The sequence below is a fragment of the Paenibacillus odorifer genome (assembly GCF_000758725.1).
Taxonomy (GTDB): domain Bacteria; phylum Bacillota; class Bacilli; order Paenibacillales; family Paenibacillaceae; genus Paenibacillus_AQ; species Paenibacillus_AQ odorifer.
In genome coordinates this window covers 3,630,780-3,655,556 of sequence record NZ_CP009428.1, presented here as the reverse complement: position 1 = coordinate 3,655,556, position 24,777 = coordinate 3,630,780, and the positions used below count along the sequence as shown (strand labels likewise).

The 24,777-nt window shown below is 44.0% G+C and carries 25 protein-coding genes; 19 read left to right on the top strand and 6 right to left on the bottom strand.

All coding sequences use genetic code 11. From position 1 onward, the window contains the following. Positions 1 to 27 precede the first annotated feature (27 nt). A complete protein-coding gene (locus PODO_RS15825) occupies positions 28 to 918 on the bottom strand; it encodes a LysR family transcriptional regulator (protein ID WP_038571421.1) in 891 nt (296 codons plus the stop codon). A 328-nt stretch (positions 919 to 1,246) separates the two neighbouring features. On the opposite strand from PODO_RS15825, the gene PODO_RS15820 reads away from it, so the two are divergent. The 10 genes from PODO_RS15820 to PODO_RS15775 all read left to right on the top strand — a co-directional run bounded on the left by PODO_RS15820 (position 1,247) and on the right by PODO_RS15775 (position 9,541). Continuing rightward, positions 1,247 to 2,182 carry a phosphate ABC transporter substrate-binding protein PstS family protein gene (locus PODO_RS15820; protein ID WP_036687522.1) on the top strand — a complete coding sequence of 312 codons (936 nt, stop codon included), beginning with the start codon at positions 1,247 to 1,249 and terminating at the stop codon, positions 2,180 to 2,182. A gap of 90 nt (positions 2,183 to 2,272) precedes the next feature. Next, complete coding sequence (gene pstC / locus PODO_RS15815; protein ID WP_036687519.1) at positions 2,273 to 3,175, top strand: phosphate ABC transporter permease subunit PstC; 903 nt, start codon at positions 2,273 to 2,275, stop codon at positions 3,173 to 3,175. Continuing rightward, positions 3,172 to 4,068, top strand: a complete 897-nt coding sequence (gene pstA, locus PODO_RS15810) for a phosphate ABC transporter permease PstA (RefSeq protein ID WP_036687518.1) — start codon at positions 3,172 to 3,174, stop codon at positions 4,066 to 4,068. The genes pstC and pstA overlap by 4 nt, the downstream gene beginning before the upstream one ends. A 38-nt stretch (positions 4,069 to 4,106) precedes the next feature. Next, positions 4,107 to 4,883, top strand: coding sequence for a phosphate ABC transporter ATP-binding protein PstB (pstB, locus tag PODO_RS15805; RefSeq protein WP_036687516.1), 777 nt, complete (start codon positions 4,107 to 4,109; stop codon positions 4,881 to 4,883). Between the two features lie 222 nt (positions 4,884 to 5,105). Next, a complete protein-coding gene (locus PODO_RS15800) occupies positions 5,106 to 5,708 on the top strand; it encodes a nitroreductase family protein (protein ID WP_052097075.1) in 603 nt (200 codons plus the stop codon). A gap of 1,053 nt (positions 5,709 to 6,761) precedes the next feature. Beyond that, positions 6,762 to 6,965 (top strand): helix-turn-helix transcriptional regulator, encoded by a 204-nt coding sequence (locus PODO_RS15795; protein ID WP_036676881.1) that lies wholly within the window; start codon positions 6,762 to 6,764, stop codon positions 6,963 to 6,965. A 2-nt stretch (positions 6,966 to 6,967) separates the two neighbouring features. Next, the gene (locus tag PODO_RS15790; RefSeq protein ID WP_038571413.1) at positions 6,968 to 7,435 is read left to right on the top strand and encodes a DUF6773 family protein; all 468 of its coding nucleotides are present in this window, start codon (positions 6,968 to 6,970) and stop codon (positions 7,433 to 7,435) included. Between the two features lie 98 nt (positions 7,436 to 7,533). Continuing rightward, positions 7,534 to 8,250: an MBL fold metallo-hydrolase gene (locus PODO_RS15785; protein WP_038571410.1), complete on the top strand. Its 717-nt coding sequence runs from the start codon at positions 7,534 to 7,536 to the stop codon at positions 8,248 to 8,250. After that, complete coding sequence (locus PODO_RS15780; RefSeq protein ID WP_038571406.1) at positions 8,251 to 8,823, top strand: TetR/AcrR family transcriptional regulator; 573 nt, start codon at positions 8,251 to 8,253, stop codon at positions 8,821 to 8,823. It abuts the gene before it with no gap. A gap of 25 nt (positions 8,824 to 8,848) precedes the next feature. Beyond that, positions 8,849 to 9,541, top strand: coding sequence for an AlkZ-related protein (locus PODO_RS15775; protein WP_036676892.1), 693 nt, complete (start codon positions 8,849 to 8,851; stop codon positions 9,539 to 9,541). Between the two features lie 74 nt (positions 9,542 to 9,615). Here PODO_RS15775 and PODO_RS15770 read toward each other — a convergent pair whose 3' ends face one another. The 3 genes from PODO_RS15770 to PODO_RS15760 form a co-directional block, all read right to left on the bottom strand. Then, positions 9,616 to 9,798, bottom strand: a complete 183-nt coding sequence (locus PODO_RS15770; RefSeq protein ID WP_036676895.1) for a hypothetical protein — start codon at positions 9,796 to 9,798, stop codon at positions 9,616 to 9,618. A 227-nt stretch (positions 9,799 to 10,025) separates the two neighbouring features. Beyond that, entirely contained in the window at positions 10,026 to 11,255 is a 1,230-nt protein-coding gene (locus tag PODO_RS15765) for an aminopeptidase (protein WP_038571404.1), read from the bottom strand. Positions 11,256 to 11,299: 44 nt separating this feature from the next. Beyond that, complete coding sequence (locus PODO_RS15760) at positions 11,300 to 12,532, bottom strand: aminopeptidase (RefSeq protein ID WP_038571402.1); 1,233 nt, start codon at positions 12,530 to 12,532, stop codon at positions 11,300 to 11,302. 178 nt (positions 12,533 to 12,710) lie between these two features. Between PODO_RS15760 and PODO_RS15755 the strand changes: the two genes are divergently transcribed. After that, on the top strand, positions 12,711 to 12,986 hold the full coding sequence (locus PODO_RS15755) for a hypothetical protein (protein WP_038571400.1): 276 nt from the start codon (positions 12,711 to 12,713) through the stop codon (positions 12,984 to 12,986). A 57-nt stretch (positions 12,987 to 13,043) separates the two neighbouring features. Here PODO_RS15755 and PODO_RS15750 read toward each other — a convergent pair whose 3' ends face one another. Continuing rightward, the gene (locus PODO_RS15750; RefSeq protein ID WP_036677378.1) at positions 13,044 to 14,360 is read right to left on the bottom strand and encodes a TrkH family potassium uptake protein; all 1,317 of its coding nucleotides are present in this window, start codon (positions 14,358 to 14,360) and stop codon (positions 13,044 to 13,046) included. A gap of 191 nt (positions 14,361 to 14,551) precedes the next feature. On the opposite strand from PODO_RS15750, the gene PODO_RS15745 reads away from it, so the two are divergent. From PODO_RS15745 to PODO_RS15735, 3 genes are read left to right on the top strand one after another with little or no spacing between them, the layout of a single operon-like run. Then, on the top strand, positions 14,552 to 14,905 hold the full coding sequence (locus PODO_RS15745; RefSeq protein ID WP_036677380.1) for a VOC family protein: 354 nt from the start codon (positions 14,552 to 14,554) through the stop codon (positions 14,903 to 14,905). Between the two features lie 25 nt (positions 14,906 to 14,930). Continuing rightward, positions 14,931 to 15,359: a GNAT family N-acetyltransferase gene (locus PODO_RS15740; RefSeq protein ID WP_038571397.1), complete on the top strand. Its 429-nt coding sequence runs from the start codon at positions 14,931 to 14,933 to the stop codon at positions 15,357 to 15,359. A gap of 24 nt (positions 15,360 to 15,383) precedes the next feature. Continuing rightward, on the top strand, positions 15,384 to 15,917 hold the full coding sequence (locus PODO_RS15735) for a GNAT family N-acetyltransferase (protein ID WP_038571395.1): 534 nt from the start codon (positions 15,384 to 15,386) through the stop codon (positions 15,915 to 15,917). A 50-nt stretch (positions 15,918 to 15,967) separates the two neighbouring features. On the opposite strand, the gene PODO_RS15730 is transcribed toward PODO_RS15735, so the two are convergent. Beyond that, entirely contained in the window at positions 15,968 to 17,278 is a 1,311-nt protein-coding gene (locus tag PODO_RS15730; RefSeq protein ID WP_036676912.1) for a hemolysin family protein, read from the bottom strand. 114 nt (positions 17,279 to 17,392) lie between these two features. On the opposite strand from PODO_RS15730, the gene PODO_RS15725 reads away from it, so the two are divergent. From PODO_RS15725 to PODO_RS15705, 5 genes are all read left to right on the top strand, one after another. After that, complete coding sequence (locus PODO_RS15725; protein ID WP_038571393.1) at positions 17,393 to 18,160, top strand: DUF1836 domain-containing protein; 768 nt, start codon at positions 17,393 to 17,395, stop codon at positions 18,158 to 18,160. A 91-nt stretch (positions 18,161 to 18,251) separates the two neighbouring features. Then, positions 18,252 to 19,454 (top strand): MFS transporter, encoded by a 1,203-nt coding sequence (locus PODO_RS15720; protein ID WP_038574515.1) that lies wholly within the window; start codon positions 18,252 to 18,254, stop codon positions 19,452 to 19,454. Between the two features lie 187 nt (positions 19,455 to 19,641). After that, entirely contained in the window at positions 19,642 to 21,201 is a 1,560-nt protein-coding gene (locus PODO_RS30080; RefSeq protein ID WP_052097073.1) for a TerB N-terminal domain-containing protein, read from the top strand. A 15-nt stretch (positions 21,202 to 21,216) separates the two neighbouring features. Then, entirely contained in the window at positions 21,217 to 22,536 is a 1,320-nt protein-coding gene (locus PODO_RS15710; RefSeq protein WP_036676916.1) for an ATP-binding protein, read from the top strand. Further along, positions 22,533 to 24,722 (top strand): DEAD/DEAH box helicase, encoded by a 2,190-nt coding sequence (locus PODO_RS15705; protein WP_036676919.1) that lies wholly within the window; start codon positions 22,533 to 22,535, stop codon positions 24,720 to 24,722. The genes PODO_RS15710 and PODO_RS15705 overlap by 4 nt, the downstream gene beginning before the upstream one ends. The last annotated feature ends 55 nt before the right edge of the window (positions 24,723 to 24,777 follow it).

The following is a 24,777-nucleotide window of genomic DNA, read 5'->3' as shown; positions in this document are numbered from 1 at the left end:
TTCGTGGCTTTAGGAGCTACCCTTTGTTTAAGGGGTAAGAGACTCAACAAGGTCAACAAAGGATTGCTGCAACGGTTTTAAAATATGATCTTTACGCCAGCCGAGCACAAACCCACCGCTTTCAGGCAGAATCCCTGGCAGGTTAGCATAGCTAAGCTTGCCTAGCACAATCTCAGCTTTAACCGCCGCTTTAGAACATATGCCAACACAGTCACTCCCGCTAACTAGCTGCTTAATCACTTCTGGAGAATTCAACTCGGATCGGTTCCATAAACGGATTTGATTGAATTGTGCCCATTGATCGGCATACCCTCGTAAACAAGATCCTTGCTCATGCTGAATCCACGGCTCATTGGCAATTAGTTCAGGTGTTAATTTCTCTAGGCCTTCAAATGGATGACCCGGTGCAAAAATTAGGACAGGTTCATCACGGACAATAAGCTGAAAATCAAAAGATTCGTCCTGCCAATCCGAAGTATGTAAAATGGCCATCTGAATATCCCGACTACGGAGACGTTCGCGTAACAAAGCATCGCTTTGAACCGTCAAGGAGTTGTTAATCCCCGGATAGAGTTTCATGAATTGGATTAACACATTAGGTAAAATATAAGTTGCAGGAATAAAACTGGCTTCCAGCTCTAATGTTCCTTTTGAGGGGGAAGAAAATTGTTTGACTGTACGCTCAGCTTCTGCTGTGAGGGAAACGATTTTGAGGGCGTATTGATAAAGGGCTCGCCCAGCATCCGTAAGCAGCACTCTTCCGCTGCGGTAAAGAAATAGAGGGGTTCCGAGCTCAGCCTCCAGATTCTTCATATGAAAAGAAACAGTAGGCTGTTTAAGGCCTAATTCTGCGGCTACATCGGTTACCTTTTTATATTTTTCAATTAGAACTACGATGTTCAATTTCATAATATTCATGACTTTCCTCCACATAATGCTAAGTTGGATTACAAATTATATCTCCATTATAGATTATATCTATACAGATATACACTTTATATTGGTATTTTTTTCGTTCACTTTACAAAGATAAGAAGTTTCTCTAACGAACGAGCTCTAGAATAAGAAGAGTCAGAGGGGCCAAGAAGTCCCGGACAACATATAACATATGCGTTTGATGAACTTTTACAGTAACCATGCATATGGGGGCCAAGCTCCACAACACCATGTTAAAGCTTTCGAAGCCAGTTTGGTATGAACTGATCAGGGAGCCATGCTAACAAACCATTTAGGAGGAGACAAAACAATGCAATTCAAAAAATCTTGGATCATGACTTTGGCTTTAACAAGCGTACTGGCACTATCGGCTTGCGGTAACGGCGGGGCAAACAACACAGGAGGAAACGCTGCAGCAACTAACGAAGGAAGCGGCGGCGCTGAAATAAGTGGTTCGATTCTGGCTTCTGGTTCAACAGCATTACAACCCTTGGTTGAGCTGGTAGCAGAGAATTTCATGGATAAAAACACTGGCGTGGACATTCAAGTTCAAGGCGGTGGCAGTGGTACTGGTCTTACTCAAGTAGCTGAGAAACAAGTAGATATCGGAAACTCTGACGTATTCGCAGAAGAAAAATTAAAAGATGCAGATGCAGAAAAAGCAGCAGCACTCGTAGATCATCAAGTAGCAGTAGTAGCGATAGCAGCAGTAGCTCATCCTGATGCTGGTGTGGATAGCTTAACTAAACAACAACTGGTGGACATTTTCACTGGTAAAATCACTAACTGGTCTGAAGTAGGCGGAGCGGATCAAAAAATCCAAATCATCAACCGTCCAGGCAGCTCCGGTACTCGTGCAACCTTTGAAAGCTTTGCACTTGGAACCAAAACAGAAGATATCCCAGGTTCGATTCAAGAAGATTCCTCCGGTACGGTTAAGAAAATGATCGGTGAAACTCCAGGGGCAATCGGATACCTTGCTCTTTCTTACCTGGATGATTCCATTAAAACACTTAGTCTTGACGGTGTGGAAGCATCTGTTGATAATGTTGTTTCTGGTAAATACCCAGTGTGGGCTTACGAGCATATGTACACAAATGGTGAACCTAACGCGACAGTAAAAGCATTCCTCGACTTTTTCTTAACTGACGAAGTGCAAACTGGTGAAGTTGTTGAACTTGGATACATCCCAGCTGTTAAAATGCAAGTTGTTCGCGACGTTGCAGGAACTGTTACCGCTAAGTAATTAAATTCTAGGCAATGTTATTGATTAGAATCTCAAGTGATTAGAGGCGGATACATCTGCCTCTCTTTTCACTTTAGAAAGAGGGAGCAATTGAGGGTGAAACTAAAGAACTCACGATTCGAAAAACATCATATTGAAGATTTTGTTGGACGTACTTATATGTCCTTCTGTGTATTACTGTTGATAACAATCATTGTATCGATGGTATATTTTGTAGCGTCTAAAGGAATTTCAACCTTCACAAGTGGTAATGCTACAGTTTCTGAATTTTTATTCGGTACAAAGTGGTCGCCAGAAGCGGATACGCCTTCCTTCGGAGCTTTTCCATTTATCTCGGGTTCCTTTCTGGTTACTTTGCTTGCCGCATTGATTGCTAGTCCACTTAGCTTATGCGCTGCGTTATTTATGACTGAGATTGTTCCAGGGTGGGGCAAAAAATTACTTCAACCTGTTATTGAGCTTTTGGCAGGGATTCCTTCGGTAGTATATGGTTTCATCGGATTAAGTGTAATTGTACCGTTTCTACGCAACAACCTGCCGGGCCAAGGCATCGGGGTAGCTGCAGGCGCGCTTGTGCTCTCGGTAATGATTCTTCCGACGATTACAAGCGTGGCTGCAGACGCGCTGGCTTCATTGCCGCAAAACTTAAAAGAATCTTCCTATGCGCTTGGTGCCACCCGGTGGCAGACGATTTCGCGGGTGATTATTCCAACAACCTTTCCTGCCATAATGACAGGGATTGTATTGGGAATGGCTCGTGCTTTCGGTGAAGCACTCGCTGTACAAATGGTTATCGGGAACGCGCCATTCGTACCAAAATCACTCTTTGAGTCAGCTTCTACCTTGACCAGTGTGATCACACTCGGTATGGGGAACACGACCATGGGCTCACCTCACAATAATGCACTGTGGAGTATGGCACTGGTTCTCATGCTGATGACTTTCGTATTTGTCTTCTTTGTGAGAATGCTTGAAAGGAGAAATAAAATTTGAAGCCGAGAACCGTAAATAAAATTGCCACCAGTCTTATTGTATTTTTCGCGATGCTCATCGTTGCCATTCTACTTGGACTTTTGGGATATATCCTCTTTAGAGGCTTAAGCCATATCAGTTGGGATTTTCTTTTCTCCGCACCGCAAAAGATTCGTGCAGGTGGAGGGATCGGACCACAGCTATTTAACTCCTTATTCCTGTTAGTACTGACACTTATTATTACAGTTCCGCTTGGACTGGGTGCCGGTATTTATATGGCGGAATATGCTCGTCCCGGTAAGATTACCGGCTTTATTCGCTTGATTGTTGAAGTATTGTCATCTTTCCCTTCCATCGTAGTCGGCTTGTTTGGTCTATTGCTGATTGTTAACTATTTCAATCTAGGCTTCTCCTTAATCTCCGGTGCATTGGCATTGACGGTCTTTAATCTACCACTGATGGTGCGGATTACGGAGCAAGCTTTTCGTAGTGTTCCAAAACAACAAAAAGAGGCCGGTTTTGCACTAGGATTATCCAAGTGGAAAATTGTTACCTCGGTGTTGTTTCCGGTAGCATTACCTACAATTATTACAGGTACTATCTTGTCCGCTGGCCGTGTCTTTGGGGAAGCAGCTGCGTTGATGTTCACAGCAGGAATGAGTAGCCCTAGATTGGATTTCACCAACTGGAATCCACTTAGTGCGAATTCGCCACTGAATCCCTTCCGTCCAGCGGAAACGCTGGCTGTCCACATTTGGAAGGTCAACAGTGAAGGTCTAGCTCCAGATGCTGCACAGATTGCTGCGGGAGCTTCGGCGGTGCTTGTAATTATGGTGTTAATCTTCAATCTGGCAGCACGTTATTTCGGAAGATTTATTTATCGTAAGCTTACAGCTTCAAAAAGAATGAACTAATCATACAAATTAAAGTAGAGATGTAGGAGGAGTAATCGATGGGAACGTCGGCAACAGCAGTGCGTGAATCTTTTCAAACCGAAGACCTGAGTATTTTTTACGGAACATATGAGGCAGTAAAGGGGATAAGCCTTCCATTTGCTGAAAATACGGTTACTGCACTGATCGGCCCATCCGGCTGCGGTAAATCAACCTTTCTTCGTTCTTTGAACCGGATGAATGACGAAATTTCTGGCTCAAAAACAAAAGGAAGCATCTGGATTGATGGAGTGGATATTAATGCTCCGGGTACGGATGTGATTAAGCTGCGTCAGAAGATCGGGATGGTATGGCAAAAGCCAAATCCGTTCTATAAATCGATTTACGATAACATCGCTTTTGGACCTAAGTATCACGGCATTAAAGGCAAAAAGGCTCTTGATGAGATTGTTGAGAGCAGTCTTCGCAAAGCAGCATTGTGGGATGAGGTAAAGGATCGTTTAAAAGATTCAGCACTTGCACTTTCCGGTGGACAACAGCAGCGCCTTTGTATTGCTAGAGCGTTGTCGGTTAACCCGCAAATTCTGCTCTTGGACGAACCAGCATCAGCTCTAGACCCGGTCTCCACAGGTAAAGTAGAGGAGCTAATCAAGGAGTTGAAAGAAGAGCTTCGCATCGTTATTGTGACACATAATATGCAGCAGGCAGCTCGGATCTCTGATTATACCGCATACTTTTATCTAGGCTCCCTTGTCGAATATGATAAGACGGATAAAGTCTTTACCAATCCAGAGAATCAAATGACGCAAGAATATATCATGGGCCGATTCGGCTGAAGCTGTGAACATCGTTCTTTCGGGAACGGTGTTTTTTTGTGAATTCAAGAGTTAATATGCAGAGAAACAATGACATCCGAAAGTTTCTGCGAAGTATATCGGTTGTTTTTAAATGAAATTAACTGTGATTCGAATGGTTGCCTATTATTTGCAAAAGGCAGAAAGATGCTGTATCATTTGTGATAATGATTATCATTATTGCTATATTAGGGAGTGGATCTTATGACGCAATCTCAGAAGACTCAACAGAATAGTGTGGCCAAAATAATAAAAGAACGACGCTCGATTAAGCTTTTTAAAAAAGATCCACTTCCACAAGGCCTTTTAGAGGAATTATTAAATGTAGCGGTATGGGCACCGAATCATGGTGTGCGTGAGCCGTGGAGATTTATTGCTTTTCAAGGGGAAGGTTCGAAATTCCTAGCTGAATCTGCATTTGCTTTTGTAAAACGTGCTATAGCTGATCCAGAAGTGGCTGCTAAACGTAAAGAATATATCTCGAATATTCCATTAACAGTAATCGTAGTGATGCCTGAAGATCCTCGGCAAAGAGAGTGGGACGAGGATTTTGCAGCAGCGTCCGCACTAGTACAGAACTTCCAGCTCGCAGCTTGGGAACAAGGTGTAGGAACGATTTGGAAGACTGATCCATACATCAACAACCCTGAATTCCGCACTAAAATTGGTGTGAAGCCCGGCGAAAAAATTGTAGCCATGATCCATGCCGGATATCCGGAAACTGTACCTGACAGCCGTCCACGCACAGACGCTTCGGAGCTGCTGAAGATCGTAGACTTCTATCCAGAGAATGGCGTAGTGGAATAAGGAAAGTCGAAGGCATTCGTATATTAAAAGCGGAAAGATCATAAACATCGAAAAAGCGTCGAAATATCAAAAAGATCGAAAGATCAAAAGCATCGAAAGATCAAAAGTATCCTTAGGGATGCTTTTTTTTGTTACTTTGACTAGCGATAGTAGGGGGAGGGCTACTGGGTGCTAGGTGCTGATCACGTTTCGCTGCTGGTTCCTCTGCTGATGTGGCTCAACCTTCTACTTACTTCTTAATGATCTTTACTGACCTCCAGCGGGCTTCATACAGACCTCCTACGGGCTCCCTAGTGATATCCTACTGACCTCCGCATCGGACCGTATTGCAACTATTTGAGCTTTTGGAGTCATTTTGCAGAAGTATCGGACCACATAGCTCTTATAACCATGTAACTGTGCAGAACTGGTGTGGTTATGAGTAAATAGCTGCAACTGGGTCCGATAGCACGTCAATTAGCTGCAAATATACGAAATAAGGACTCCTCAGTCCGATGCAACGGCGAATAAGCGAACTAACCCCAAACTAACCCCAAACTAACCCCAAACTAACCTAAACTAACTAAAGAACCTCATGTTGCGGACTGTATTGCAGCTATTTGAGCTTTTTGAGTCATTTTGTAGAAGTATCGGACCCCATAGCTCTTATTACCTTGTAAAGGCGCAGAATTGGTGTGGTTTTGAGTAAATAGCTGCAATTGAGTCCGATAACCCGCAGAAAACACTCGAATTTGCATAATAAGGTCATCTGAGTCCGAACTATTGGCAAAAGTGTACTTACATACTAGCAAAGGCGGCGAGTTAGGCATCGCAGCTGACTGGCTATGGACTCAGTTACAATCACTCTTCACCATTTGATCCAACGGTGGGGAGAAAGTATTCCTGACGGAGAGGGAATGGAAAATGAAGTCTGGATCCTAAAATGACACGTCGATCCTAAAGTGAAATGTTGATCCCAATAAACAAATGTAATATATAATGTACATAATGACCGATATAGATTACAATGGTGGAAAATGGAATGCATCACAAACATTAAAGGGAGGTTATGGAGTGGGAGAGAACAAAAACATCAAGTTAAAGCTGGCAAGGATCCAAAAGAATCTTTCCCAAGAACAGTTAGCGGAAGTTGTAGGGGTTACACGGCAGACGATCGGCCTGATTGAAGCTGGTAACTATAACCCGACGATTAAGCTGTGCATAGCCATCTGCAAGGCGTTAGATACGTCATTAAACGATATTTTTTGGGAGGATTAGTTGTGAAAGGGCCAAAGATTAAAGACGAACGAATTATCACAGAAATTCAGAAGTTTAGTACGCACGGATTATTGATTGTGTTAGTGGGATTTATGATCAGCCTTTTGGTAAAAGTATTTATCCTGGAATGGGACATCAAATATTGGGTAGATACTTTTGGGATTATGCTGTTAGGTTGCTTGTATGTTACCGTTCGTTGTGTCAAAGATGGGATATACCTGCTGCCGAGTAAGGAAGGAGAACTCAGACGGTTTAAGAAGATTCATTTAATATCGGGTGTTATCAGCACGATTATTTGGGCCACGCTAACATTTTTGCTTGATTTTAGAGAAGCGGGAGAAGTGGATATTAGAAAAAATATATCGAGTACTCTCGTGGGGGCGGTTGTTTTTTTCATAGGGATCACTTGGGCGATGTGGTACATAATTAATAAATCCAACAAAAATGCTGACAAGAACATTGAGAGTTAAATATTAAAGATTAAAGATTAAAGATAACAATCTCTTGCAAAACTAATGTCATTAGTTTATATTTAAGCTAATACCATTAGTTTATCGGAGGGGTAAGGATGAGAGTAACACGTGAAGGTCATTTATTGCAGTTGACTTGGATGCCAAATTTTTTTCCAGTGAATTGTTACATTATTGAGGAAAAGGATGGATTGACTTTAATAGATGCCGCTATGCCATTTAGTCTAAAAGGAATTATGGATACTGAAGCGAAGCTAAATAAGAAGCTTACACGCATAATCTTAACGCATGCGCATGATGATCATATTGGGGCACTGGATGGACTAAAAAAGCAACGTCCAGAGGCTCAGGTGTACATCTCTGAGCGAGATTCGGCATTACTGCGTGGAGATCGTTCACTTCGGGAAGGAGAACCTCAGACCCCTATTAAGGGAGGCGTGCCGAAGAAGATAGCTACCAAGCCAGATGTCCTTCTCCACGAAGGGGATACCATTGGATCATTAACAGCGATTCACACTCCAGGACATACCCCCGGCTCTATGTCTTTCCTTGATTCACGCAGCGGTGCTGTAATCGTTGGGGATGCTCTTCAGACCTTCCGGGGAACTGCGGTGGCTGGAACCATCATCCCCCTGTTTCCTTTTCCAGCAATGGCTACATGGAATAAAGCTCAAGCTTTGAATAGTGCGATTAAGCTTCTAGAGTTATCTCCAGCTTTACTTGCTGTTGGTCACGGCAACTTACTTAAAGCGCCAAAGCAGGAGATGGAGAAAGCCATACGTAAGGCACAAATGATTCAGGATAGGAGTAATTAAATGTCACCTAGAGCAGGATTAGATCGTCACACACTAGTGATTAGAGCAGCAGAAATTGCCGATGATGAAGGTATAGAGGCCGTTACCTTGGCTGCATTAGCAGGTAAACTAGGTGTTCGTTCCCCGTCATTATACAACCATATAAATGGACTGCAGGATTTGCGGACTGGGCTCGCCATTTACGGATTAGAGTTATTATTTACAAGCATGTCGAACGCAGCTGAAGGATTAAATGGAGATGCTGCTGTACACGCAATGGGCCGGGCATATGTGGATTTTGCTAGGAGTAGACCAGGTCTGTATGAGACTACACTACGAGCGCCTGAGCAGGAGAACACGGAGCTTGAAGCGGCTGGTGAGCATATTTTGCAGTTTATAATTCAGGTGATGAAGAGTTATCTATTAGGCGAAGAAGGAGAACTTCATGCCGTAAGGGGATTACGGAGTATCCTGCATGGATTCGCCTCATTGGAGCAAAAGGGTGGATTCGGTATGGCGCTCGATACTAACGAGAGTCTAACCCGCTTGATTAGCACTTTTATAACCGGAATTGGAAATATGAAATCTGATTAAATTAGATCTAGGAGATGATGAACAAATGGGTCAGGAATATGAACAAGGTAGTGTCACCACTTATGGTGAAACAGCAGAGGTTATTGCGAAATTGGGGATTTTACCGCTTGCTGCGCTCATCCCCGGGCACCCGTCTTTAAACGGCTTAACTAAGCCCGAGAATTGGCATACTGGAACAGATTTAGATCCGTGGTCATGGCGTGCGCAGTTTCCAGGTGAGGGCCTTGCAGGATACGGAAAGTTTATTAAGAAAAAGGCTATTTTGGTCTCAAGGGAGTGGTTCCCGGCATTTGTAGCAGCAGCAGGCAGTACCAAATCTATTGAAGAGCGGTATAAGGATGGGTTGGCTAGTAAAGAAGCTGTGACCTTGCTGCAGATTGTTCGTGAACATGAAGGTATTGATACACGTAAACTTCGGGCAGAGGCTGATATGAAGGCAAAAGAAAAGAAAACAGCCTTCGATAACGCGGTTACTGAGCTGCAAGGATCTTTAGATATGGTGATCTCAGGCATCAAGCAACGCCTGAATGATGAAGGTGAAGTAAATGGTTGGAGTAGTACCTCGTTCGAGACGGTCAGTCACTGGATGTCAGATAACGGTTTATCCGCTTTTGAAGGGGATAGAGAAGAGGCCATAGCTTGGATACAATCGAAGATGAACGGGGTATGGTCGCCTACAGCAATAGCTTGGACAAACAAAGCATTCTCATGGAATTAATAAAAACGGTTAATCACTACTCCATAGAGAGTGATTAACCGTAAGCGTTTTCCAATAAAGTTATATCCATCACATTAAGGTTCCAACATAGGCGCCAAGTAAGCAATCAGGAAATACAAGAATCCAAAAAGCAGCATAACATAGGCAGTGTATTTAATAGCATTAGATGCAACAATTCTTGAATCTACCGGTGGTTGAATTTCTAGCTGTTCTTCTTCGATGCTGTCAACTTCTTTGGATACTGGGTCTCTCAACATGATAATCCCCTCCTTGGAAATTCAATCCTTAATTGTATTGTGACATATTTGTGAACGAAAATCAACAATAGTGTGAACAAATATTGAACATTTATTCAAATTTGGGCATTTCACCACCTGAAATGTTATTGTTAAAACAAAAACAACCCGCTTACTCTCTAATTAGAGAGCTAAGCGGGTTGTTTGAAGTTGGTTCTATCTAGGATCTAACGGGTGTTGTTTAAGCCTTAAGCCCAATCCCCATTACGGAAGATAGGTACTGTTGTTCCATCATCGTTAATTCCGTCAATATTCATTTCAGGAGAGCCCATCATAAAGTCAACATGGGTATGGCTTTGATTCATTCCTTTTTCCAACAGCTGTTCCTTAGTCATCGTAATTCCTTCTTGAATTGTGAAGGCATAAGCTGCACCTAAAGCCAAATGACAGGAGGCATTCTCATCATACAACGTAGTGTAATAAAGAATACCGCTCTCAGAAATCGGAGAGTGGAAAGGTACCAAAGCAACTTCGCCAAGATAGGAAGAGCCTTCATCCAGCGCGATTAGTGATGCCAAAGTTTCAGCGCCTTCTTCAGCAGTAAAATCAATCACTTTACCGTTCTCAAAGGTCAGCGTGAAGTTATTGATTAGATTGCCGCCGTAGCTAAGTGGCTTAGTGCTGCTCACTTTACCATTAATACCAGACTTCAAAGGGGCAGTAAACACTTCTTCCGTAGGAATATTGGCTAAGAAAGGGACGCCCTTACCGTTCACAGCTCCTGCCTGACACCAGATGTGTCCTTCCGGCAACTCAATAGTTAAATCTGTACCAGGTGCTGTATAGTGCAGCTTGCGAAACTTACTTTCATTCAAGGAAGCGCAACGAGTTTTGAGTCCATCTAAATGGCGGCTCCATGCTTCAATAGGATCGTCCTGATCCGCACGTGTGGCTTTAAAGATGGCATCCCATAACAGTTCAACCTGCTGCTCGGATGGAGCATCAGGGAACACTTTTTCCGCCCAAGAGGCTGATGGGAAGGCAAGACCGCTCCAGCTCGCATGATTTCCCATTAAGTACTCACGATATGGCGCTAGGGTCTGCCCAGAGATACGCTGATTATCGGCAATTCTTCCAGGTTCAACGCCTTTTAAAAGATCCGGGTCAGCAGAGATAATGGTTAGAAATGCGGCTCCCTTTTTAGCAAGATCCTCTAATTCATCGGCTTGCCACTGCGGCGGCTCCAGGAAGGAATCGGATGGAGCAAGATCATATCGTGTACGTAATACAACTTCATCACTATAATTCACCTTTACAAGTCTCGCGCCGGCTTCATAGGCTTTACGAACCACAAGTCGCACAAGCTCTGCGGATACAATATCTGCATTCACAACGAGTGTCTGACCCGGTTGAATATTAACGCCAATCTTCACGGCCAGCAATGCGTAATTCTCCAGCTTTTGCTTGAAATCCAACATAGTTTCTATTCCTCCCAATATCCTGTATCTCTTGTGTGCTTAAATTAGAACGCCCAGTTTCCATTCAGGAAGACAGGTTCTTCAGTTCCATCAGCAGTTATCCCGTAAATGTTCATCTCAGCTGACCCGATCATGAAATCCACATGGGTTACACTATTGTTGAGGCCATGCTCAATTAACTGCTCTGGATTCATATCTTTACCGCCTTCTAAACAGAAGGCATAAGCCATACCTATAGCAAGGTGATTAGAAGCATTTTCGTCAAACAATGTGTTGTAATAAAGAATGTTGGATTCAGAAATAGGGGATTTATGAGGAACCAAGGCAACTTCCCCTAAGTATTTCGCTCCTTCATCCATACTAATGAGGTGCTCTAGCGCTTCTTGACCTTGCTCAGCAGTAACACTTACAATACGGCCGTTCTCAAAGCTAATAGAGAAGCCATCGATGATGTTGCCGCCATGACTAAGTGGCTTTGTGCTTCTTACAGTGCCATTAACACCAGTTTTTAGTGGTGCAGTGAAGACTTCTTCGGTAGGCATATTGGCTACAAAAGAATGACCTTTTGCATTAATGCTGTCTCCTTGTGCCCAGATATGGCCTTCAGGAAGCTCGATGCTAAGGTCAGTGCCAGGTGCTATGTAATGCAGCTTTTTATATTTTTTTGCATTGAGTACATTTGCTTTTTGTTCTAAGGTGTCGAGATGCTCCTGCCATGCAGCTACTGGATCTTCACGGTCAAGACGCACGGTGTGGAAAATGGCTTCCCAGAGTTTATCTACACGTTCTTCGGCTGGAACCTCAGGGAACACTTTATCCGCCCAAGCTTGACAAGGAACAGCTACAATACTCCAGCTAACTTTGTCGGACATTTGCATTTCACGATATTTGGTGAGGGCAGCTCCACGTACTTTTTGAAAATTGGAGATACGTACTGGATCAATACCTTTAAGTGCATCAGGATCTTCAGCGATCACGTTAAGGATAGCCGCACCTTTTTCGGCGAATTCAGTCATTTCACCTGCGTACCAAGTAGGAGGCTGAGTGAATACCTCTGGCGCAGCGTGTTCAAACTGTTGGCGTGTAATGCTCGCATCACTCCAGTTCACCTTAACTAAACTTGCTCCGATGGCATATGCCTTAGCGGTAATTAGACGTACGAAATCAGCGGCAAGAATCGGTGCATTCACCACTAGAATTTGCCCGGGTTGAACATTAACACCTATTTGTACAGCTAAATCTGCATATTTACTAAGCTTAGCCTGAAAATCAGTCATTGTAATTTCCTCCATTTACTAATAGTTTAGTACTTTACAAGCATTGTACTAAATTATTAACCGCCGGATGAAAAAAGTCAATTACGTGGAATTTACAGAGCAAAGAGAAGGAATTACAATCATTTCAATGATATACTGAAAGGGTAGCTGATTTGATGATAGGAAGGAAGATAAGTGGATGAATTTAGAGATCGTAAGTGCTGAAATGAGCCGTAAAGAAGATAAAAGTTATGTAGGGAGGACTGTATTCACTCTCGAAAATCATAAGGCTCCATATGAAATTACTTTCTTCAGTACAAGAGGAACGGAATGGGATTACAGTCTAAGCTTTGCGGGTGAGCCTGGGAGCGAGGAACAGTTCTTAGAAACGGATGCATTGCTGGAGAATGACGATGATGTGTACAATCAGTTGCTGGATGCGGCACTTGATCAACAAGAAATCGTGGAAGAATAATACTATTATTGATATGACGCCAGCGGCATTATCTGGTAGCCGCTGGCCATATCATGACTATCCAATCGTTATCTTACCTTCTGGGTAACGATACAGTTCTTTACTACCTTTTGGTTTCAAAGCATAAGCAAGTGTAAGTGGTCCGGTCCGGCCCATAAACATCAGGATAATCACTAGAACCTTTCCTGCCGTAGTCAGTTCCGGAGTAAGGCCCATAGATAAGCCTGAGGTTCCAAAAGCAGATACAGCTTCAAAAAGTACAGTTAGAAATTCAGCGCTCTCGGTCAAGGATAATAACATCGTAGCGATGACAAGCAGCATAAGAGACATTAATGTGATGGTAAGGGCTCTATATACATTTTCTTTAGCGATCCGGTGGCGAAACATTACAATATCTTCTTTCCCCCGTAATCGTGCAGCTACCGCAGTAACCAGTACGGCGAATGTAGTGATCTTAATTCCTCCACCCGTCGACCCAGGTGCAGCACCGATAAACATCAATAGAATCATCAGAAATTGTGTGGATTGCCGTAAAAGTGGAACTTCAATGGTGGTGACACCACCAGATCGCGGAGTTACCGCTTGTAAAAAGGTCGCCCAAAACTTTCCGCTTGCACTCAAGGGCTTCAGCGTAGAATTATACTCCAGTAGGAAAAACAGCCCCGCACCAATAATAATCAATATAAGAGAAGTCCAAAGAACAACCTTTGAATGAAGAGTGAGTCTTCTGCGTTTAGGAAAGTCCATAAGATCAGACAGAACGATAAAACCAATCCCTCCAAGAAATATAAGGCTCATTGAGGTGAAGTTAACAATGGGATCATTTACAAAACGAGTAAGTCCGCTAAAAGGCCCATGAATATCACCGAAGAGATCAAAGCCTGCATTATTAAAGATAGATATACTGTGAAAAATCCCATAATATGCTGCTTTCCCAAAGGGCATATCCATCATAAACCTTCCAGCAAACAACACGGCACCCGACAGCTGAATAACAAGAGAATAGATCAGGACCCTACGGATTAAGAGTACAATTCCCTGCATCGAATTTTGGTTCATAGATTCTTGCAAAAGGATTCGCTCTTTCAAGGATATCCGTTTATTAAGGACCAAGGTAATCAAAGTAGCCATCGTTACAAAGCCTAATCCTCCGATTTGAAATAAAATGAGTAGAACAACTTGTCCGAAGGTAGTTAGCTGAGTTCCCGTATCAATGACTGCAAGACCTGTAACACATGTGGCTGAAGTCGCCATAAACAAGGCATCGATAAAGGATATTTGTCCGGATGTTGAGGAGACCGGGAGACTAAGCAGAAAAGTCCCGGCAGTGATAAGGATTAAGAATCCTAGTGATAAAACTTTGGGCGGGGTCATTTTAAAACCACCGAAGTTCAGGTTAGCCAATGTAATTCTCCTGACGTACGTGATATTGGAGTAATGCTCACAGAATTATAACACAACTTACCAGCCCTTCCCTAAATGGAGGGAGGTAATTGACATATTTTATCGAATTATTCTAGAATAACACCCTATCCGTCAACTTTAAAGAGGAGGCTTTCTTAATGATGATAAGTCCGATTCTGAATCAGATTGGTGCTGTTTTTATTCCGGTAAAGGATATTGAGAAATCTAAACAATGGTATTGCCAATTGCTTGGACTGCCACTAGATGGAGAGGTATTATTCGGCCATTTATATGTAGTCCCTATGCAGGGACCGGGCATCGTTTTGGACAGTAAGATTTACACCGCTGAATCTGTTCTAAACATCCCTTCGTTTCATCTAAACACCGAGGACATTGATGCTGCTTATGATTATGTAAAGGCCAACGGAGGAGAGATTCTGACGGATATCGAACATGATCATTGGTTTAATTTTAAAGATCCCGATGGAAATGTGATTATGGTCTGTCGTTGTTAAGCGTTATATAGAAGGGAGTAGACGAATGATAAGAGAAGCTGTGCCCAAAGACGCTATCAATATTGAAGAACTATACCGGATTTTGCTGCCTGAGCATCCAGCTATTCATGTATCCCCTGAGCGACTGAAGCAGATAGCAGATCATCCGGATAGTTTTCTTTATGTGTACGAAGAACAAGGAATAATTGTCGGGTCGTTACATCTTCATTTTTGTATGGATGCTTTGTGTGACGATAGGCCCTTTGCTGTTATAGAAAGAGTTATTGTGGCTGAAAAAGTACGAGGAAAAGGGTATGGCGCAATGCTAATGAGACATGCCGAGAATGTAGCAATCTCCAAGGGAGCCCTTAAGATTATGTTAGCAAGTGCTGCAAAGAGAGAAGAAGCGCATCGTTTTTACGAGCATCTAGGTTATGATGGCAGCTCCAGCAAGTTGTTCAAGAAGTATTTATAGTTATTTACGATTGGAAGTGATGATATGATGGTTACACTTAGAGAACTGGTGCCGGAGGATGCAGGTGAATTGCTTCGACTTCAGCATCAGTTAGACCAGGAGTCCAAATTTATGTTATTGGAACCGGATGAAAGACAAGCTAGTCTTTGTCAGGTCAAAGAAATGATCGAAAGCTTTCTGGTAGCAGAAACTTCAATTCTTATAGGGGCAGAGGTTGACAATCATTTGGCAGGTTACTTGTCTGTTAGAGGTGGAAGTGTTAGACGTAATAGACATAGCGCGTACATAGTGATTGGGATTCAGAAACAATATCAGGGGAATGGGATTGGAGCTGGCCTGTTCCGTGAGATGGACATCTGGGCTATGAACAATGGGATTGTTCGTCTTGAGTTATCCGTCATGACCCATAATCAAGCTGCTTTGGCGCTATATATCAAGAACGGGTTTGAAATCGAAGGGACGAAGCGGAAATCTCTTATTATCGATGGTGAGTGGGTGGACGAATATTATATGAGCAAAATTCTCCCAAAAGAAAAAAGGATAGAGGATCAGATTTAATCTGATGACCCTATCCTTTTTTTTATGAATAAAGGTTATGATTTCGTAATTTATGATGATTCAGTGTTGCTTGATTGTTCGATAACAACTTCAACCTTGCGGACACGGTATCTGTTCATCTCGCGGATGGTCAATGTTACATGGTCACGAACAATACTTTTGCCAATGGCTGGATCGGTAATATGACTGTATACCCAACCTCCAACTGTGGTCACTTCTTCATCTTCGAAATCAAGCCCTGTAAGATCCTTGACCTCTAACAGAGATACCTTACCATCGAATAGATAGTTAGTATCGCTTATTTTTTCGACTTCTCTGCGTTCATCACCGTCAAACTCGTCACGGATTTCACCAACGATTTCTTCCAAAATATCTTCAATCGTGATGAGACCGGATGTTCCACCATATTCATCAAGCAGCAAGGCAATATGCACACGCTCCAACTGCATACGAGTTAGAAGATTCTTGACTGGTGTCACCTCAGATACTGTCAGTACGGGTTGAATTAAGCTGTGGAAATCAAAATCAGGATTGTTATCATACTGCAAATAGAGCTGTTTCGTGTTGATCATTCCGATAATATTATCCTTGCTGCCTTGTGCCACAGGGAAACGAGTATATTGCTCCTTGCGGATAATTTCGAAATTTTCTTTCAACGAATGATTGGTAAAAAGACATACCATATCGGTTCGCGGAACCATGATTTCTTTGGCGAGCATCTCATCAAAAGTAAAGATTCGGTTAACATAGCCATATTCGGCTTTATTGATTTTCCCACTTTCGTAACTCTCGGACAAGATCAAACGAATCTCATCTTCACTATGCGCGTCTCCATGCTCACTAGCTGGTTTCATCCCAAAAAGTCGAACAAGCATATTAGCGGAACCGTTCATGAACCAAATGAGAGGGTACAAAATTCTGTAGAACCAAATAATCAGCGGTGAAGTAATTTGACCGATTTTTTCCGGAATGTTTATAGCTGCCGTCTTCGGAGCAAGTTCTCCGACAACGACGTGTAAGAATGTTGCAATGATGAATGCGAGTAAAAACGCAAGAGGGTGACTCACACTAGAACTGATATTGGCCCAGTCGAAAATAGGAAGCAATAACTGTTCGAATGCAGGCTCTGCCAGTGCACCAATACCCAGCGCAGTGATAGTAATCCCGAGCTGACAAGCGGATAAATAGCCATCGAGATTAGCGGATACCTTCTGTACTGCTAAGGCATTCTTCTTTCCGTCAAGCACCATTTGACTGATCTGGCTACCTCTAAGTCTCACCAATGCAAATTCTGTTGCTACAAAAAAAGCGGTTAAAATAATCAAAATAACCACCAACGTCAAACTAAGTCCTATACCCATATAATCTTTACCATCCCTTTCGTTCCTAAAATAGGTTATACTCATTATTATGAGTTCTTATGAACTATTCTACGAACTTTTCAGTGAAATATCAAATGGTGGAGGGAAACAGATATGGAATCATTTGCATTGACTCGTGTGGAGATGTCCAGTCTACTGCTCTCATTGACCGGATTGTCAGACCGGAAACCGCTGAATATCCTCCAAGAGGCATGGGCAAAGTTTCACCGTGAAGAATTACAAAAGGGGACTTCGTTACCCGCTTTTTTATCAACCAATGTTCCACCCATATTACAAAAGATCATTAAAGGCGGCCATGTAAAAGGCTTTTCACTTGGTGAAATTGCTTCATTGGGCCATCTTATAGAGTATTCCACATTGACCGTCACAGCTATGCAAAATTGGGTCAAGCGCGACTTCAAGGAATATCTCGGTTCGCCTAAAGAAGGAAAGAAATATTCGGTTAATCAGGCGGCGCTTTTGTTTATTATTGATGATCTCAAATCAGCCCTTAACTTTGAAAGTATTCGCCAATTGTTCCAGCTAATGTTCCTAAAGCCGGATCGCGATGATGATGATCTAATTGAACCGGCCAAGCTGTATTACGCATATGCAGGGCTTTTTGAGGAGATCAAAAGCAGTCCATCGATTCAGACGCAATGTAAAGTAGATCAAGTGTTGCACAAGGAGTTCTCTTGGAAAGAAGATACCTCGTTAAAAAACTCTATAGATCGTGTAATTAACCGGCTGACACATTTGTCGAGAGCGCAGAGAGAATCCGTTCGTAATATGCTGCTTATCGCTACAATTTCTGTGCAGACCTGTTATTTTCAATCGCTGGCTAGGCAATACTTTAATGCTGCTTTATTTCTTGATTTTTGAGCACTTCAATTTTAAAATGTATAAGTGAAACAATCAAAAGTAAGTTTTATTAGTTAGCAGGTTGAAATAAGGGGGCTTCGAAGTGAATCAAATGACACTGCTGCGGAATCCGAAACAAAGGAAATTACTCTTCAGCGCTGGCTTGAGCTGGATGTTCGATGCGATGGACGTCGGAATGATTTCTTTTGTTGTAGCAGCTTTAGCTAAGGATTGGAATCTGGGACCGGAGCAGATCGGTATATTGACTAGTATTAATTCCGTCGGTATGGCTGTAGGTGCTGCAGCGGCAGGGATATTAGCAGACCGCTTTGGTCGTAAACCGGTATTGCTGTGGACACTCCTTATTTTCTCGGCGGCAAGCGGATTATCTGCATTTGCAACAGGCTTTGCGATCCTCTGTGTGCTTCGTTTTATTGCTGGGTTTGGTCTTGGCGGAGAGCTGCCTGTCGCTTCTACCTTGGTCTCAGAGAGCATGCCTGCTCAGGAGAGAGGCCGTGCGGTTGTGCTTTTGGAGAGCTTTTGGGCAGTCGGTTGGATTGCATCTGCATTAATCGCGTTCTTCATTATCCCTGATTATGGCTGGCGTATAGCTTTCGGAATTGGGGCTGTACCTGCACTCTACGCTTTATATCTAAGACGGGCGATTGATGATTCACCGAAATTTGCTGAGATTAAAAAGGCACCCGTTTCCTTAAAGAAACGAATCGCTACCGTATGGTCGCCAGAATATCGCCGTTCTACAATTATGTTGTGGATTTTATGGTTTACGGTGGTGTTCTCGTATTATGGCATGTTTCTATGGCTGCCTACAGTTATGGTACTTAAAGGCTTCAGCTTGGTCAAAAGCTTCGAGTATGTGCTTATTATGACGCTCGCTCAGCTGCCTGGATATTTTACTGCCGCTTACTTTATTGAAAAGTTCGGACGTAAATTTGTCCTAGTCATCTATATGCTGTTCACTGCGGTTAGCGCTGCATGGTTCGGAAATGCGACTACTGAAGGAATGCTGATGGCTGCCGGAATTTGTTTATCCTTCTTCAATCTTGGCGCTTGGGGTGGCATGTACGCTTATACGCCAGAGCTGTACCCAACGGCTATTCGTTCCACAGGTGCTGGTTTAGCAACGTCCTTTGGCCGGATTGGGGGCATTATCGCACCTTTGCTGGTAGGGGTTCTAGTAGGTAAATCTATGGCGATTGGCTCGATCTTTATGTTATTTTTTGTAACGATTGTTATCGGTGCATTAGCGGTATTGTTCCTTGGCAAAGAAACAAAGGGAACCGAGCTTCTCTAAAGTGTGATTCTGCATTACATACTTGATGTTAATCTATCAACAATGCTAAAATATCAAGGAGAAACGATGTTGTCGTCCTGTATGGATGACCACTACTATTACGTAAGAACAAAACGGTTCCTTCACAGTTGTGAACAGGACCGTTTTTTTACATTAATCCTTATTTATAAGGACGGAGCGATCGCACATGAGTAATGATAGGAAGCAGCCGCATTTCACAGAATTAGTCTGGGAAAGTACGGAACAAAATGTACCGATTCCGCCGCGAAATTCCCCTGAACCGCTGTTGTCTAAGTCATCTTCAACGAATAGAGGCAAAACGAATTCATCCCCTGAACCATCATTACAGCTGCAGCTTTGGGATACAGAGATGGAAACACCGGAGCCTGTGACTACCACCGAAGGGCAGTTCGTAACAAGAGCGAAGGAATTGGTTGATAAAACTGAGGATTCAGCGCTATTTGTTCCTTTTAAGAGTTACTGGCCTACATATGGCCATATGACAGGCACGCAGAGCAGATGGTATTTCTATTGGCGGAATGAAGTTAGACAAGGCAGATATCTGAAAACAGATCTTTCTTATATTTTTCTGCATGTATATGAGCTTATTAATGGTGTGGGGTGGACTGATCCTTATGATGGCTATAGGCAGCTAAATCAGATCTGGGAAGCTTACCGGGAAAGTTATAAACGCTTGGATCAATATCTTGGCGGCTGGATCGCGGACTTCTCTTTTGTACATCACTTGGATGTCCCGCTTTCTATCATTGTGGCTCGTTCACGTGGTCTTGCAGGAGATCTGGCGGAACTTGAATTAATGAGAGGCTTGACCGCAGCGCCTGAGCAACTAACCTTTGCAGTATTAACGGCAATGTCGGACTATGATATTAGTAAATCCAAGTTCTACATCGGAGAAGGCAAAGAAGCTCTTGAACAATACATTCCGCAGGTCGTGGCGTTAATCAATGCTTATGTCACCCGGAAACACGGCTCCAATCTAGTTGAAATGTTTCCACCTGGACCAGCGGTGATGCGGGAGCGTTATTTATTCCGAAGTGCCGTATATGACATTTCATTATATGGCTATTCTGTTCTTATACCGGTTGTACGTATTAGTAAATCTCCACCACTTCGCAGTCTGATTACCAGGCTATTTCGTCTGACTGAGAATAAACTACGGGAACTGATGGGCTACCGCGGACGACTTAAAGGTGTTAATGTGGATGCCGATATGGACGATTTGATCACTCGTTTTCTAAAGCGTGAGTACCTTAAAGAGACGCAGGAAGACAAGGGACCGGCAGTCGTCATAGATCCGGAGAAGCTAGAACGCCTGCAAAGTGATTCTGAAATTGTACGGACGATGCTTACGGTTGAGAATATGGACGAGCAGGAAGATTACGAGGATAGCGAGATCGATGTAACTATCGATGAAATCGGTCCAATAAAAGACAGCAAGGAAGAATTGTTGCCTGTAGATGTGATTGAAGAAGCTCAAGTGGTTAACATAGGGTCGGAGGCAGAACAGTTTGCCAATGCTTTAAATCCACTACAACGGGAAGCACTGCTTGCTCTTTTGGATGAGGATGGAAGTCAATCTATGCTGAAGCTGGCTGCTGCCAATGGCACGATGTCAGAGCTTTTAATTGATGAGATTAATGAAATCGCAATGAATATTCTCGGTGATCTGATCATTGAGGGGGAAGACATTGTTGAGGAATATATCTCTATGCTGCGCAATATTTAATGAGGTGAACTTTGGATGAGTGAATTAAAAATACCTAAACGAATGACAACTGCGCTAGTCAATTCGTTGACGGCTGGTGTTGTTCCGCGTATCGGACTAGAGCATATAGCCGTTGGCCGCCGGCCGGAGATTGAAGCCATATTAAGAGATATGGAGAACATTGCAGAGGGTGGGGCAGCTTTTAAGCTGATTACAGGCAAATTCGGCAGCGGCAAAAGCTTTCTGCTTCAGATGATCCGTAATTACGCTATGGATCGTGATTTTGTAGTAGCAGATGCTGACCTCTCCCCTGAGCGCAGATTAGTGGGAACCAAAGGACAAGGCCTAGCGACTTACCGGGAGCTAATGAGCCATTTATCGACCCGCACACGTCCAGATGGTGGAGCGTTGGAGATCATCCTGCAAAAATGGATTATTACGCTACAGCAGTCCGTGATGCAGGAGAAGGAATATGGACCTGATCACCCTCAGCTTGGTGAAGAAGTAGAGAAGCGAATTTACGCTGTAGCCTCTGAAATGCGTGGTTTGGTACATGGTTTTGATTTTGCCAAAGTACTCGCCTCTTATTGGAATGCACACAAGCTGGCTGATGATGACCAGAAACAGGATTCGCTTCGCTGGTTGCGTGGAGAATTTGCAACTCGGACAGAAGCCCGCAAAGCGCTTGGAGTTGGCGTGATTATTGATGATGATAATTGGTATGACTATATGAAGCTTTGGGCGGAATTTACCGCGGCTATTGGCTATAAAGGTCTGCTGCTGTTTATTGATGAAGGTGTCAATCTCTATAAAATTACGAACAGTATTTCCCGCCAGAGCAACTATGAAAAGCTGCTTACCATGTTCAATGATACGATGCAGGGGAAGGCAGAGAACCTTGGGATTTTTATAGGGGGAACACCGCAATTTGTGGAAGATGGACGGCGCGGATTATTTAGTTATGAGGCACTGCGATCGAGATTGGTTGCAGGCCGGTACGGGGCGGCGGGTCTGAACAATTATACTGGACCTATCATTGCACTGGACATGTTATCACACGAGGAAATTCTGGTACTGCTGCAAAAGCTTAAAGGGATTCACGCCCTACATTATGGTTATGAAGCGCGTTTATCACAGGAACAATTGGTTCATTTTATGGAGGAAGCGGTTGGAAGATTAGGGGCTGAGGAACTCTTGACTCCACGGGAGGTAGTTCGTGATTTCATGGATCTGCTGCATACGCTCCACCAGCATCCGGAGATTACTTTTGAACAGCTAGTGGGCGAAAAAACAGCTAAGCCAGCTGAGACCGAGCAAAATGAACTGGATGGGTTCTTAGCGGAGTTTGAATTATGAGTGATAATCCGTTCTATAGGCTGGCACCCTTCATTAAAGAGTTTATTTATAAGAACCGCTGGGAGACTTTGCGTGAGGCACAGGTGGATGCCTGCCGTGTGCTTTTTGATACCCCGCATCATCTGCTGATTGCCTCAGGTACCGCTTCAGGTAAGACAGAGGCAGCTTTTTTCCCTGCGCTTACTGAGCTGTATGAACGTCCTTCCGGTTCGGTTGGCATTTTGTATATCGCCCCTTTGAAAGCTTTGATCAACGATCAATTTACACGTTTGAATGATTTGCTTCGCGAAGGCAACATTCCGGTGTGGCACTGGCATGGAGATGTACCACAAGCTGATAAAACAAAACTGGTGCAGAATCCTTCAGGCGTGCTGCAAATCACCCCTGAATCGCTTGAAGGATTGTTGATGAACCGCCCGAATGCTATTCCAGCGTTGTTCCATGATCTACGTTTTATTGTCATTGACGAGGTGCATGCCTTTATGGGAGCTGACCGGGGGATCCAGGTGTTAAGCCAGCTGGCGAGAATTTCACGAATGGCGGGATGCCATCCTCGCAGAATCGGTCTATCTGCTACGCTGAGCGACTACGCTTCTGTCACGGAGTGGCTAGCGGCAGGCACACGGGAGAGCGTTGAAGTGTCCGCTCCACAAGGCGGGCGTAAGCTCAGGTTAAGTGTGGAGCATTTCTCTTTCCCGGATGCACGGGATGAGGTGCAGGCGGAGCATTTAGAACGTGCGAAGCAGTCTTATTACGATTTTATTTATGATCATACGCATCTGAAGAAGGCGTTGATCTTCACCAACAGCCGCTCAGATGCGGAGACGGCGACCCTAGAGATGCGGAGAACGGCCGCGAAGCGTGGTGAACGGGATGTGTTTCACGTTCACCATGGCAGCATCTCCGCGATGCTGCGTGAAGAGACGGAAGCCGCGCTGCGGCAAGGCACCGGACCGGCTGTTGCCGCAGCGACGTTGACGCTGGAGCTGGGCATTGATCTGGGCGAGCTGGAGCGAGTGCTACAGGTCGGCGCTCCCTATAGCTGTGCTAGCTTTGTGCAGCGGTTAGGCCGCTCGGGCAGGCGTGGAGACGCTGCATCCGAGATGATCTTTGTCACGCCCGAGGAAGAGGACGAGGAAGCTCAGCTTCCGGCGCGGATGCCGTGGACACTGCTTCGAGCGATAGCGGTTATTGAGCTATATGTGCGCGAGAAATGGGTTGAACCCCTGGTCGTGCGTCAGCTGCCAGTTGGACTGCTATACCATCAGACGATGAGCATTTTGAAAAGTATGGGTGAGGCCGAACCGGATGATTTAAAAGAAGCGGTTCTGAGTTTGCCTTCGTTTAAAACCATAGATCCTACTGATTATGATATTTTCATGACCTATATGTTAGGCATGGGACAAATTGAGAAGATGGACGAAGGCAGCTTGATCATCGGGATGGCGGGAGAGAAGATCGTGAATAACTTCCGCTTCTACGCGGTCTTCAAAGATGATGAAGAGCATGTGGTCTATAACGGAACTGAGGAAATCGGATCGATCACAACGGTTCCACCACCAGGCTACTGTTTTACTCTGGCAGGTAAGCTTTGGAAGGTAGAAGAGGTGGATAATCGCCATAAAGCCGTTTATGTGAAAACCTCACGCGGCAAAGTAGATACGTTGTGGCTTGGTGCGGGTGGGGATGTACATACACGCATCATGAACAAGATCCGTGAAATCTTAGGAGCCACTTCATTGTATCCGTATTTAGCTCCGAGTGCCGCTGCGCGGCTCGAACGAGCTCGTCGTTTAGCGAAGGAAAGCGGAATGCTTGTGCGATCCGTTATGCCGGCGGGTGGAGATTCTATGTTCATTCTGCCCTGGGCGGGCAGTCGACAATTCCGCACGCTGGAGCGCCTTCTGAAGAACAATCTGAAGAGCCCTCTGGGACTGCGTTCTATCGTTCCGATGGAACCTTATTATATGGTTGTTGCGGGTAAAACTGATGCAGAAACGCTGGAAGCAGAGATCATTGCCGAAAGTATGGCTGCCACAGATCCATTATCATTGTTATCACCAGATGAAGCACCCTACCTCGGAAAATACGATGAGTTCATCCCGCATGAGCTGCTGCGCAAAGCTTTTTCCTTGGATGGATTAGATGTCCCGGGTTTGATTGAAGTTTTAAAGCAGTGGCAGTAACCTAATTAACCTTGGGCAGTAAACATCGAAAATACTCTAAATTGCAGACGCCCGC